The 13037-nt window shown below is 49.3% G+C and carries 14 protein-coding genes; 10 read left to right on the top strand and 4 right to left on the bottom strand.

Annotation, left to right across the window (positions count from 1 at the left end):
- The first annotated feature begins 197 nt into the window (after nt 1–197).
- Complete coding sequence (locus EDC63_RS18495) at nt 198–347, top strand: hypothetical protein (RefSeq protein WP_165922888.1); 150 nt, start codon at nt 198–200, stop codon at nt 345–347.
- Nucleotides 348–381: 34 nt separating this feature from the next.
- Complete coding sequence (locus tag EDC63_RS02635; protein ID WP_132920876.1) at nt 382–921, top strand: metal-dependent hydrolase; 540 nt, start codon at nt 382–384, stop codon at nt 919–921.
- 142 nt (nt 922–1063) lie between these two features.
- Here EDC63_RS02635 and EDC63_RS02630 read toward each other — a convergent pair whose 3' ends face one another.
- Nucleotides 1064–2212 carry a Fic family protein gene (locus tag EDC63_RS02630; RefSeq protein WP_124947521.1) on the bottom strand — a complete coding sequence of 383 codons (1149 nt, stop codon included), beginning with the start codon at nt 2210–2212 and terminating at the stop codon, nt 1064–1066.
- Nucleotides 2213–2785: 573 nt separating this feature from the next.
- Between EDC63_RS02630 and EDC63_RS02625 the strand changes: the two genes are divergently transcribed.
- The 8 genes from EDC63_RS02625 (at nt 2786) to EDC63_RS18490 (ending at nt 9739) form a co-directional block, all read left to right on the top strand.
- Nucleotides 2786–3115 carry a type II toxin-antitoxin system PrlF family antitoxin gene (locus tag EDC63_RS02625; RefSeq protein WP_124947522.1) on the top strand — a complete coding sequence of 110 codons (330 nt, stop codon included), beginning with the start codon at nt 2786–2788 and terminating at the stop codon, nt 3113–3115.
- A complete protein-coding gene (locus EDC63_RS02620; protein ID WP_124947523.1) occupies nt 3112–3627 on the top strand; it encodes a type II toxin-antitoxin system YhaV family toxin in 516 nt (171 codons plus the stop codon). Before EDC63_RS02625 ends, EDC63_RS02620 begins: the two co-directional genes overlap by 4 nt.
- Before the next feature lie 106 nt (nt 3628–3733).
- Nucleotides 3734–4858: a Fic family protein gene (locus tag EDC63_RS02615; protein WP_132920875.1), complete on the top strand. Its 1125-nt coding sequence runs from the start codon at nt 3734–3736 to the stop codon at nt 4856–4858.
- A 662-nt stretch (nt 4859–5520) separates the two neighbouring features.
- Nucleotides 5521–6336, top strand: coding sequence for an Lcl domain-containing protein (locus EDC63_RS02610; RefSeq protein ID WP_124947524.1), 816 nt, complete (start codon nt 5521–5523; stop codon nt 6334–6336).
- Nucleotides 6333–7040: a VPLPA-CTERM sorting domain-containing protein gene (locus EDC63_RS02605; protein ID WP_124947525.1), complete on the top strand. Its 708-nt coding sequence runs from the start codon at nt 6333–6335 to the stop codon at nt 7038–7040. The genes EDC63_RS02610 and EDC63_RS02605 overlap by 4 nt, the downstream gene beginning before the upstream one ends.
- A 706-nt stretch (nt 7041–7746) precedes the next feature.
- Nucleotides 7747–8472, top strand: a complete 726-nt coding sequence (locus EDC63_RS02600; protein ID WP_165922887.1) for a hypothetical protein — start codon at nt 7747–7749, stop codon at nt 8470–8472.
- 75 nt (nt 8473–8547) lie between these two features.
- Complete coding sequence (locus EDC63_RS02595; protein ID WP_124947527.1) at nt 8548–9387, top strand: hypothetical protein; 840 nt, start codon at nt 8548–8550, stop codon at nt 9385–9387.
- Between the two features lie 175 nt (nt 9388–9562).
- On the top strand, nt 9563–9739 hold the full coding sequence (locus EDC63_RS18490; protein WP_165922886.1) for a hypothetical protein: 177 nt from the start codon (nt 9563–9565) through the stop codon (nt 9737–9739).
- A 506-nt stretch (nt 9740–10245) separates the two neighbouring features.
- Here EDC63_RS18490 and EDC63_RS02590 read toward each other — a convergent pair.
- The 3 genes from EDC63_RS02590 to EDC63_RS18700 all read right to left on the bottom strand — a co-directional run bounded on the left by EDC63_RS02590 (nt 10246) and on the right by EDC63_RS18700 (nt 13033).
- A complete protein-coding gene (locus tag EDC63_RS02590; RefSeq protein WP_124947528.1) occupies nt 10246–12018 on the bottom strand; it encodes a DUF927 domain-containing protein in 1773 nt (590 codons plus the stop codon).
- Between the two features lies 1 nt (nt 12019).
- A complete protein-coding gene (locus EDC63_RS02585; protein ID WP_124947529.1) occupies nt 12020–12280 on the bottom strand; it encodes a helix-turn-helix transcriptional regulator in 261 nt (86 codons plus the stop codon).
- 144 nt (nt 12281–12424) lie between these two features.
- Nucleotides 12425–13033: a hypothetical protein gene (locus EDC63_RS18700; RefSeq protein WP_223248410.1), complete on the bottom strand. Its 609-nt coding sequence runs from the start codon at nt 13031–13033 to the stop codon at nt 12425–12427.
- Nucleotides 13034–13037 lie beyond the last annotated feature (4 nt).

Raw genomic sequence — 13037 nt, 5'->3', positions numbered from 1 at the left:
CAACCTTTAGACCTCTACATGGATGATCATGGTCACTTGAGGCCGCTTAATCTTCAATAGGATCTTGAACAAATCTAAGGTGGTCCGGTAGTGCTTTTTGCATATTTTGCGAGTTAACATAACCTTGTTATGGCTAGCCTCCCTAAGAATAGAATATGGAGGTGCGCTTTATCACATTACATCACGAGGTGTTGGCCATGAAGATATCCATTTATGATGATGCTGATCGTGAATTATTTTTAGCAGTATTGTCAAAAAATCAAAATCAATGGAAATCAATCCTCTGCGACAGTCGCCATATCATCGGCTCGCCAATTTACAGATTGGGAGGGTATTGTCGTGCCTGACCACCTTGCCCAACCAGGGCGATAGGTAACGGGCTTGGCGACGCCCATTTCCCATCTAGCCGTGCCGCTGGCGCTCAGTGTCGCACTGGGTCCTGATATGGTATCTCCTGGGCTCATGGTATTGGCACTCGCCTGTGCTGTGTTGCCCGATATTGATGCGGTAGGAATGTGGCTGGGGATTCCCTATGACCATACGTTCGGACACCGTGGCTTTACGCACTCGTTTCCATTCAGCGTTGCGCTGGCAGTGATGGGGGCATTTTTTGCGCCGGAATTGGGTGAGGAGAGATCAATTGCGTTTTTTCTGCTTCTCTTCAGTGCCGCTTCTCACGGATTGTTAGATGCCATGACCAATGGCGGTCTTGGCATTGCTTTCTTCAGCCCGTTCTCGAATAAGCGTTATTTTTTACCATGGCGAATAATTGAAGTGTCGCCATTAAACGTTATGCAGCTTTTATCGTTGCGTGGTTTGAGCGTGCTGGGTTCAGAGGTGCGTTACGTGTGGATTCCCTGCGCAGTGTTCGGGTTGGCTGGTTTTGTCGTGCGGGTTATTTTAAATGCACAGGGAGTTTAGAATTAAGGAGTGGATGGTTTGTCCATGTATCCCCTAAATTGAACATTTTATCGCTATTCACAATAGCGATCTAAGTTCGATTTAGCGGGTGGCAATTGAACTTACGTCCGCATTAAATCTGGGCACCCCGCCTGGGAAACTCTCAGCGCGTCAGCAACTCGATGTAAGTCTGATAGCTGTAGCTGCGGTTCTTCTTTTGTCCGGTCAATTCAGTCACGACACCGAGTTCTTCAAGAGTCTTCACTGCTGCATTGGCGGTCGGGAAGCTGGTGTCCAACTTTTGCCTGACCCTCTCAATCGTGAAGCGCGGCATCATTGGCAGCATTTCAAAGAGTCGATAACTGGCTGGCCCCACTTTGGGCGACTCCAGCAGTCGCCTGCGGTCTGCCGCCACCAGGCTCGCAATTGCGATGATGCTGCGCTCTGCATCAGCCGCAGCGGTCGCTACACCTTCCAGAAAGAACGATACCCAGGATTCCCAATCGCCCTCGGTGCGGATACCAGAGAGGCGGCGGTAGTACTCCGATTGGTGCTGTTTCAGATAGGCGCTGAGATACATCAGTGGTTCCGACAACAAACCCCAGTTCTCAAACAGTGCAGCGATCAGCAGACGACCGATTCGCCCGTTGCCATCCAGAAACGGATGGATGGTTTCAAACTGAGCGTGTACCAGTGCAACCTTAACCAAGGGCGGCAGATCCGTTGAGGTAGAATGAATGAACCGCTCCATATTCGCGAGTAGTTCTGGTACGCGCTCTGGCGGGGGTGGTACAAAGACGGCATTGCCTGGACGCGTGCCACCGATCCAGTTTAGCGAGCGGCGTAACTCACCGGGTTGCTTGCCTGCTCCTCGGACGCCGTCCAGCAACAAGCGATGCGCATCACACAGCAGGCGAACGCTGATGGGGAGTCCTTCAGGATCGCGCAGTTGGTCCTGTACTAACCGGAAGGCACGGAGATAGTTGGTCACCTCTTCAATATCATCGGTATTACTGACCTTGAGACCTGCCTCCTCGTCGAAGAGATCGGTCAGGGTGGCCTGCGTTCCTTCAATTTGCGAGGTCAGCAAAGCTTCTTTGCGGATCGCGCTGTAGAGCAGCCAATCGACCGATGGCACTAATCCCGACACCCCTCCCAATCGCGCCAGCGCCAATTCGGCCGCGCGGTTGGACTCGATGAATGAATCCAGCGCAAGCACCGGATTCGATGGGGGTAGAGGGTGAGGCACAAAAGCCCGCACCGACTCACCTAAGGTCGTGGATATAGCGTAAGTTCCGGTGATACGGTTCATTAAAAGTCCTCTTTCATTGTCATAATCATATTAAAGAGTTCTTTAATAAAGTGCAATGCAATGAAAGAAGTCTTTCATACTCATACATGGATCGTTGACATCACTGGTCTAACCGCTCGCGCGCAACCACTGTTGCTGCCCTAGGAGCCTGTCGGACTTGAAGAATCGAAGCGCAATGCTTGTAGCAGGCAAGCCGCGAAGCGGATGCTCGCAAAATTTAGCTGGGCGAGGGGCAGCACCCCGCATAAAACGACTTTTGAAAGTACGCAATCGAAGCGCTGCAGGCTGGTGCGAACCATTGCGATCTTAATCGAAAAGCCTGCCTGATTGTAGACCTGCGAGCAGGTTTTCTGGCTAGTCTGGTTGCCGGAAGCGGGCATCAAACTTTTGTGCGATTCGACGCCAGTTCAATTCACAAAACAGGAATCTAACCCGCGTCCGTTGCCTCAACCAAAAGCACACCCATTTACACCTATTCAAGCTGGGGCTCCCTGGAGGTAATGCAACTGCATTGACATGACAATGCAGTTGCATTACCATTCATAGGTAAACTGAAATCAGCAGGAGACTGCCATGGCTGCAACCCTCGAAGTCGAATCTACACTCACAGATCGCTACCAGACCACGGTGCCGGAAACCGTGCGTCGTGCCCTCAAGCTGGGCAAGCGAGACAAGATCCACTACACCATTCGCTCCAGCGGAGAGGTGGTGCTGACGCGCGTCGAAGCATCCGAGGGTGACGACCCTGTGCTCGGTCAGTTCCTCGGCTTTTTGGCCATGGACATCTCTCTTCATCCTGAGCGCCTGCAATCCGTCGATGCAGGCCTCGTTCAACGGCTCCTGTCGCTGGTCGGGGTCGTCGATGTCGACCTCGATGCCACCCTGTCGGCAGACGATGAATGAGCGAGGGGAAGCCTGAGCCCTTGGTCATTCATGGCTGGACGGTTTTTGCTCATCCATTGTTCCTCGCACAGGTTGGAGCTCTGGCGCGGCAAGTCGAGACACTTAAGCAAAAGGACCCAGTCGCCTATTTGAAGAAGAACGCCAGTAAGCGACTGGCCGCGATCACCAAGCTGGCGTTTGACGTCATCCCGCAAGATCCGGCGCGACCGGAGTACCGCCAGGGTGGGGCGCTTGGTGACGATCACAAGCACTGGTTCCGAGCGAAGTTCTTCCAGCAGTACCGTCTATTCTTCCGCTACCACGCCCCGAGCAGGGTGATCGTCTACGCTTGGGTGAATGACGAAGACAGCAAACGCGCCTACGAAAGCGGTGACGACGCCTACCGAGTCTTTCGCAAGATGCTGGAAAGCGGGCATCCGCCTGACGAATGGGATCGGCTCTTGGCCGAGGCGCAGAAAGAATCTCAGCGGATGCAGGAATCGTTGGCAAGGGCGGCGGCAGTGCAGCAATAGCGTCCCCTTGCATTCCGAGTACGGAGACCCCCCCTCTCTCTCCAATCTCCGCAAATGATGCGGTGAATAACTTGCGCATGCAGAGAATTCAACCCATATTCTCCGCATGAATAGCGGAGATTATAAATTCATCTGGCAGGCCGGTAACTGGCCAAACTGGCACTTCGACTTGGTAACACTCGCTGGGCCCATGGTAGAGGTGAGTCGTGCCCAAGGGCTCTTGATGGGACGTCTGGCCGACGTGGGCATGGCGCTGCGTGATCAGGCGAGCCTTGCAGCGCTCACTGAGGATGTGGTCAAGACCAGCGAGATCGAAGGCGAGCAACTCAATGTCGAATTCGTGCGATCTAGCATCGCCCGCAGGCTAGGCGTGGACATTGGTGCCTTGGCTCCGGTGGATCGGAACGTCGAGGGAGTGGTCGAGATGGTGCTCAACGCTACGGCCAACTGCCATGCGCCGGTGTCGCGTGAGCGGTTGTTTAGCTGGCATGCCGCGCTGTTTCCTAGCGGCTACACCGGCCTTGCCAAGAACAAGGTCGGCGGCTGGCGCGACGATGCCAGCGGGCCGATGCAAGTGGTGTCTGGCCCTATCGGCCGCCAGCGGGTGCATTTCGAGGCGCCGCCCGCCGATTGTCTGGAGTTCGAAACCAGCAGATTCCTGGACTGGGTGAATGGCGCATCAAACGAACTGCCGCTACTCAAGGCCGGCCTTGGTCACCTTTGGCTTGTCACCTTGCACCCGTTCGACGACGGCAACGGCCGTATCGCCCGTGCCATCGGCGACCTTCTGTTGGCGCGCGCCGACGGCAGCCCGCAACGCTTCTACAGTTTGTCTGCACAGATCCAGCGGGAACGCAAGGCCTACTACGACATCCTTGAGCGAACCCAGAAAAATTCGCTTGATGTCACCGAGTGGCTCGCCTGGTTCCTCGACACGCTCCATCGCGCAGTCGATCAGGCCCAGTACACGCTCGACGCCGTGCTGACCAAGGTACGGTTCTGGCAGCGCTGGGCCACCACGCCATTGAACGAGCGGCAGGTGAAGTTGCTCAACAATCTGCTTGATGGCTTCGAAGGCAAGCTCACCAGCAGCAAGTGGGCGGCGATCGCTAAGTGTTCTCCAGACACAGCCCTGCGCGACATCAACGATTTGCTTGCGAGGGGTGTGCTGTGGAAAACGGATGCGGGTGGGCGCAGCACAAGCTATGAACTGAACGATCTGCCGGAGTAGCGTTGCTCTCGGGCTAGGCTCATGCATGGAACAGCGCTTTATTGGGTGCCTGCCAACTCATTCTCAGAAAAAATTATTAGAGATAGCTCAATTTATGAGTTGGGCTAACTTAGTAGGTTAGGTAAGGATATCGACGCAAGTTCAAACAACGGGGGGGAATGTGTCTGTCTCGCCTTATGGCGATCCATCCATCCCTGCACTGCGTTCCGGGACCGCCCTGTGGGCGTCCAGCCGAGCAGTGCTCGTCTAGTCGAACCCGGTGGGGATTCTCATCAGTTCAACCTCCACCAAAAACCAAAACAAAAGGCCACCGCAGGGGTGGCCTTTTGTTTTGGTTTTTGGTGGGGCGGGGGGAATCGAATAAATGAATGAGATGGTTATACATAGGCGATGTGCGCTGTTTGAATAATCGTAGTTACCGCCAAAGTTACCGCCACACTTTCGGCCTTGCCTATGTCATTTCAGATTTATGCCATTAACAGACATCCCTCTCTAGCCCACCAATTCTGTCGGCATTCTTTACACTCCAGTTTTCACCCAAAGATTTCTGTCAAATGATAAGGCATGCAATCATGATGTTGCAGTAGTTAATTACTTGCGGCATGGTTATTGCTTTATTGTTGGGAGTCAACAATAAAAAATGAAATTAACTGGAGGGGATTATGAATAAACGCAACATTCTGCTGCTGGTTGTTGCCTGCCTGCTGTCTACATCTGCAAATGCTGCCCTTGAGTCACGTTTAGGTGGGATGGCGGTGTATGACAACGACCTGAATATTACTTGGTTGGCTGATGCTAACTTGGCGGCGACAAATACCTTTGGTTTGCCTATGACAATGAATAGCGCTGAGAGCGGGGCATACTATGAGCCGAATAGCATTAACCAAACTGGCACCATGAATTTGTCTACCGCCAACAAATGGATTGCTGCCATGAATACCGCCAACTACCTAGGCTACAATGACTGGCGCTTGCCCACCAACAGCCCCGTGAACGGCACAGCATTCGATTACAACAATAGTCAGATAGGCAACACGGACTTTGGTTCAAACATCAGCGCACCTGGTACTCTGTACGCAGGGAGCACGGCTAGCGAGATGGCGCACCTATACTACGGTGAGCTGGGCAATATAAGTTCCTGCAATCCTGTAACATCAACCACCACATCTTGTGTGCCACAAGCAGGATATGGTCTTACCAATACCGGCCCGTTCAAAAATATCCAATCGTGGTTCTACTGGTCTAGTCAAGACGTTCATTTGCCGTCTGATTCGCTACTTTATCCCAGTCCAAACGCGTTTGAATTCCTCTTCTCCGGTGGCAGTCAAGGCTTCGAATATAAAGGCTCTTATTTGTACGCCATGGCAGTTCGCCCCGGCGATGTTGCCGCCGCCCCGGTACCTGCGGCGGCATGGCTGTTTGGTTCTGGCCTGCTGGGGTTGATTGGAATAGCTAAACGTAAAAGTAATTCAGCATGAAGATCCTAACCACATCCCTTGCCATATGTGCTGTGCTTATTTCTGGCGGCGCGGCACAAGCAGCCATTCTGGAAGAAGACCTATATCAGCCTGGAGATCATCTAATTACCGCTGACTCTGTTACAGGGCTGGAATGGCTAGACCTTACACAAACCGTAAATTTATCTTATAACCAAGTAAATTCTGGTGTTGGTGGATGGCTTAATCAGGGCTTTCGCCATGCGACTGCTGATGAGGTTTATACATTAATTTTTAACGCGGGACTGGGCAGCCTTTATCACAGTGGACAGACTAATCTTACCAGTAGTGACATTATGAATCTTAATCAATTTATAAGCATGTTGGGTGATGTGGCTTCTTTTTATACGGCTGTGGCAAACAGAAGGGTAATGGCAGTTGGGATTGTTGATAAGAGTCGTTGGCTAGCTACAACTGGTCAAGGTGAAGATAGCTGGACTTTCCAAGAAGGATCGCTTGAAGCAAAAGCTATTGCAGAGGTGGGATACGATATTCCTTTAGGCATAGGAGGTGCATGGGTGCCTGGACAGGATGGAACAATTGGAGGAGCGTGGACGCTAGGCTTGAATGATCCATACCCACAGTATTTGGTTCGCACTACTGAAGTCCCAGTTCCTGCCACTGCATGGCTGTTTGGTTCTGGCCTCATTGGATTAATCAGAGTAGCTCGACGCAAAGCAACTTAATAGACTTCATTGTTTACGATAACGGCGGCCTTTTGGTCGCTGTTTTTGTTTGTCGGGTTGATTCTGACGATCTGCTTACTTTTGGCTCGAAGGTCGCATAAGTGTCGATAGCGTCAGCACGCCTTTCCAGTTAGCCGACGGTGGTTGGGATGCAGTGGTATCGGTCAGCAACGTGACTATTCTGTTGAAAAACTCTTTTTTCAGGCGACTTGAAAAAATTCTAGCCACTTAGATCGATTTTCTCACGAAGGACGTACCCGGGTTTATCTAATCAGTATTAAACTGGCGTCAACACCCGGGATCATGTGGAACATGATCGTTCGTTGCAGAGTGCTTAATTCTTCCCCATCACGGGAAGTTGATTGCATTTTTTGAGAGTAACAGCATTTGGCATGTTTTTAGCGCCCCTCAGAAAAAGAGTTTTTCAACAGAATATGACAGGAACGGACCATCGAATATTTTCCCCAAAGCAGTCACTCGATCACCTGTTTGTATTATTATGACATATATGGATAGACAGTCTTAGGGCAACCACAATGAATCAAATAGCTACCAAGAACGGGCATGTTCTGACAATTTTAGTAGTACTGATCGGCCGGTCTGGTTAATAACTGTTAGCTCACATGAAGCAATGATATATACAGGAAGCAGCAATGGTCTCTCCTTTCCTAGTCCAGGGGCGTGTATCTATTGCGGTGATGCAGCAATGCCGCGCTCACGCGAGCACATCATCCCATATTCCTTGAGTGGAAACTGGGTTATCCAGGATGCCAGTTGTGCTTCATGTGCTGACATAACGTCGAAGATTGAAGCCCGATGCTCAAGAGGTTTCTTTTCTGAAATTCGTACTCACCTTGAATTGTCAACTCGCAGAAAGAAGAGGCGACCAGAGGCACTCGTAATTACTGAAGTATCCAAGAGTGGAGAAATTCAATTTTCACTTCCCGTTAAAGACCATCCCTATCGATTTACTACTGTCGATCTTGAGCCATGCACCTATTTGGGTGGTAAAGATGCATCCGAGACGACCCACGTGCGAGCTGTAGCGATCAAATTTCAACAAGATTATGAAAGGCGTATATCTTTGCTCGGCAGCGGATCGTTTGCACATGATTCAAAGATAGACTACTTGGCACTATATGCACTCTTGGCTAAGATAGCGCATGCTTATGCTGCTGCAGAGCTTGGTCATGGTTCATACCAACCCCTACTTCTTGACGTCATCTACGGGAAACCGGTTCCTGTCTCAACGTACATAGGTGGAACTGGCGTTATCGGGGAAATGACTCCATGGAACGTGATTCATCGCTGCCGTGTCTTCAAAGAAGATATTCTTGGAATTCAGCATATTTTATGCGACGTCCAACTCTTTTCTAATCTAGGAGCTCCAATTTACCGGATAGCCGTTGGGCGTTCAATAAATGCGTGCTAACGAATCGTTCCAACGGACGCTCCGCCTATGTGCTGCGCACCCCTGAACTCTGAGTTAGAACTCTCAAACATAACTATGCGACAAATAAAGAAAAGATGCATTTTTTGTGGAGATCCAGCTAATAGTAAAGAACATCTATGGGCAGACTGGTTGAAAAGATATGTTCCACGTAATTTTTCAGAAAGGATACATCAGGCTAGCATCTCCCGCTTTGATGCAGCAGCCGAAGAATATCCACATTATCCTATCCGAGAAACTTTACGCCCAGGAGACCCTCATTCACAAAAGCTGAGAATTGTTTGTAGCACTTGTAACAATGAATGGATGGCTTTTCTACAAGAAGAAACTAAACCAATTCTTATTCCATTAATCACAGGGGAGTTTTTATCTTTAACACCTGGTGAAATGAACTTGCTTTCACGTTGGGCAACGATGTTTACGATGATTGCAGAATTCAAAGATAGATTAACTATTGTTACTCCACAGAATCAACGAGATCAATTTATGAACTCTGGCGCTCTGCCCAACAATTGGCTTGTTTCATTAGGCAGATATAGTGGTCAAAAGTGGGTAGGCGTATTCAATCATTTAGCGTTGCACATTCCAGATTCACGTGACAGAACTATTAAATTCGACTCTCAAGGCTGCGAATTGCAGGCTAACTCTCAGTGCACCACATTTGCTATTGGCAAGGTTATATTTAACACCTTTAGTTGCGTCGAAGACAATTTATTCGCCTCGATCCTAGAGCAATATCAAGAATTTTGTGATTATTTCAAATTGTCTTTAATATCCAAAGGGCAGTTTAATAATTTCGCTGACTCAGAAAACACAATCGATGACAACTCGGCCAACCTACTATCTAATAGCCCATTATTAACTAAACTATCAGATCATTTACGACCACCTACTTAAATATGCCACTAAATTTAAAGCCGCGTTCTTACTCGTCGTTATGCCTCATTAACAGGTTTGGCGGCGCCTTCACGACTCATCAGATCATCTTATGAGGGTGCCTGAAGATCCTGACGCGAACCGAGACTTTAGAACATGCATTCCCGATTCTCTCTGGGAGGAGTATTTCCTCACCTTGGGAAAATTCTTTCATGCACACGCGCGAGTCGAAAACAATTTGCATATCGTGCTGTCCAATTCATCGGAAGAAGCTGTAGCGGATGCGATGCGATATGGAATATTCGATGGCAGTTATGCTTTAATCGGTAATAGCGGTAACAGTCAGCGCGACTGCCCGGAATGGTTTGATTGATACGGTGTTTCGCGTTACCGCAAAGCATTACCGGCATAGGGTTTGCCCGGTAATGACGGTAATAGAATTGGCTTACGCTTTCGGATTATGTTCTATGGGGAGGGGTCTATTAGGGGGGCTATTGCGATGCCGCTTTGGTGCTATATGGATGGCAGCATAGGGGGTGTCCAATGGGGTGGTGGCTATTGGTGCCGTCCCTAAGATAGGGCCGCAATGGTAACCTGCCTATAACGGTACGTTATGTTTGGGATTGCTCTCTAATAGGGAGGTGCCCAATAGGAGAGTGTCTATTGGACAACCGTCCTTAAAGATAGGGTCACCTATAGTTACACGCCTATAATGTTATGTAACATATATGTATATATGTATATATACGGCACCGTAACAGTAGCAGTCAATAATCGCGCTGTGACGTGTTACCGGGATTGCCTAGCCGGTAACATTACAGGTAACGTTGCGAGTTACGCCCACTTTGGATGTTACCGCTGTTACCTTGTTTTGCGCAGCTACGCCTCATTATCCTGTCCTATGTACCGCATGACATAAACTCTTGGTGAGCCCAATCCTGGCAATCTGATATTTTGTGTCGGTTTGCCATCTTTTGCAGGTAGCAACATACCTGCCTTTTTCAAAGTGTTCTTGACCGTCTTTACATCATAGCCTTGGCAAATTTCCCGGCGAAAAGCTTCAGGTAAAACCAGATATTCGTGATCGCCATTTTCATTGGAACGGAAGAAACCCGCGCGGTTATGGATGCGCTGATCATCAGTAGCTTTCAGGTATTCAAATTTGCTTGCACCATGCGTCTCGAAAAAGGCACGTGTCTGGTCGAGTATGATGCGTTCTTCGCGGTTGCCACTACCTCCAAAGGCCTCTAGCCAAGCGGCAAAGCATTTGCGTGCTGCTTGGGTAGCTTCACCTTCTGGCCAGCCGGTTAATCCATAACTTGTCGCAAGTTCCCCTGCCGCGGCAACCAGCGCAAATCGCCTGGCTACTCGTACTACTTGCCCAGCTGCTCCTGCCGGGATTATTTCTGCCACAAATTTATTTATGGCGTTGTTTATGTAGTCTGCAAGTTCAACACGAATTTCTGCCATAATTTTTAACCATTCATATCCAATTGTGCCATGAAATTTTGCTATCGCATCTTTGATTGCTGATGCTAAGGATGATGCATTTGCGTGGTTGTGCAACTCTTCAAATATACCCATTCTTGCTCCTGCATCTGCTTCAATGTCGGCAAGCCTGATTTCCTGCCCAGCGCTGGTTTGTTTTCCTGCGCGTACCATGATGGCAGATAGGGATTCTTCGCCCGCGCTAAGGAATAGTAGTCGCCATCTTTGAGGAGGTCGCGCAATCCCTTTGCGTGTTGCCCGAGCCTTGCCTTGACCATTCGCTAGTAAATAAGCAGCATCACCCGCTGCGCTTGGGTCAATCTGACTGATTTCATCCAGAATCAGTAATCCGTCATTGTGGAGTGTTGCCAGTCCTTCTAGCCCGTTGACCGTGCTACGCCATAGGCGCACATAGGTAGAAGGATTGCCCCAAACAGAGGCCGCTAGCTTCAAGGCTGTAGATTTTCCAGTTGACGAAGCGCCACGAAAATGAAAACCTCCTGAATCATCTCTCGTAATGTCAGCCAACGGGCCTGCGAAGGCTGTAGAGATGGCGAAAACAAGTCGAGAATTGCCAGTAGCTAGAATTGCCACTGAATTACGCCATTCGTCCGCAGTTCCTGATTCAGAAAAAGCTGGTTCAATAGCTTGAGTATTCTGGAATACGGTAATTTCTCCATCGCCCCCAATTTGCCCAAATGGTGTAACGTAGATGTTGCCATACCAACCAAGTCTCTCTACACAACGTGCTCTAGCTTCTACTGGCCATACCTTTATGTAAGCTAATAGCAAACCGCGTTCAATTTGATTAGGGGCTATGCGCATGCCTAATCTGGCAAGCTCACGTCTTACTTCTGAGCCATCTCCTTCCAACATTTCAAGAGGCATGGCCCATTGATGTTTTTTGCCGTCATCATCATGCCATTCCAAAAGCCGCCCCCATTCGCCGTTTTTTTCATCCCGCGTCATAGCGGTTATATGAAGTAGTGAGCAAATCCATTTTGGAGGTTGCTCATTGCCTTCTTTGTCTTTACAAAGATAATGTACGCCAGTTTCAGAAATTTCAAATCTGCCGCTGCCATACTTGCACGAGGTGGCAGAAAGGGGCGATAAATTTTGTCGTGATGTGAGAGAAGTGATTTGTGCGGTATTGGTGTTTTTCATGTTATTCCCCTTGAAACGCTTTGGAAGCGTTTTTGCGTGTGGCTTCCAACTTAATTACCAAGGCGCGGATTTCATCATCAGGTAACCCAGAAATTCGTGCTGCATTAATGGCGGCAACCTCACTGGTGGGCCAGCCTACGGACCGAGGCCCAAGTCTGACAGGTTTAGGCCAAAGCCCTTGTTGGATGCGGAGATAGATTGTTGAACGCGAAGCGCCAGTTTCTGCCTTAACAGCAGGGAGTCTTAGGATTGTTTGAACCATGTTTGTACCCCTTTGGGTGTTGTTGAACATGGTTACGGATTTAATACCTCAAACGGGCTATGGAATAGATTCAACTAGTTGAGGTAATCTGCTGGCTATGACCGCAAAATCCACGTCAGTGCTGGCATGGAATGGGTGCAGGTATTATTTTTTTGTGCGAGTTGGTAAGCCGTCAACTCGAAGGATTGTAGCCATAGCTTCGGCCATGTTTGAGGAAACTCCCTGCGATACAAGCCAAGCGACGACCTGATTTTTTTTTGGGGCGGTTGACTGGTCGTTGGGGTCGTAGAGAGTCCAAAACTTATCAGCTGCAGCCGCTAATTTCCGCAGTAAATCGGTTTCGTGTCTACCCCAAGGCCAATCCATATTGCTGAATGTTATTGCCTCTTGTTGCCAAGGAAATTCCATAGGAATTTGATGTTTGATGGATTTTAGCCATGTAACAAAATTTGATAGTCGAACATCGCTCTCTTCAATTCCTTCGGTGCTCTTGGAAATCAGTTTAAGAATGCCGCTATTCCCAATATTACTCTTGGCCATCAAAAGGAGATCTTCAAAATGCTGCGGGGGGCGAGTAAAAAATCTGTTCAGCTGCGGGAACTTTTGAATAGTGAAATGGCTTGGGTCAATATTGCACGCCAGAGAAACGGCCTGCCATAGTCTTGCTTGCTCTATAGTCTTCCATTCATCCCAAACCGGGAGAGGAAGTGTTCCTCTTAAAATTTGTTCGAGGTTAGAGTCATTATCGTTCATGATA

The organism is Sulfurirhabdus autotrophica, from assembly GCF_004346685.1.
GTDB classification, from domain to species: Bacteria; Pseudomonadota; Gammaproteobacteria; order Burkholderiales; family SMCO01; genus Sulfurirhabdus; species Sulfurirhabdus autotrophica.
This window is presented reverse-complemented; position numbering and strand designations above follow the sequence as displayed.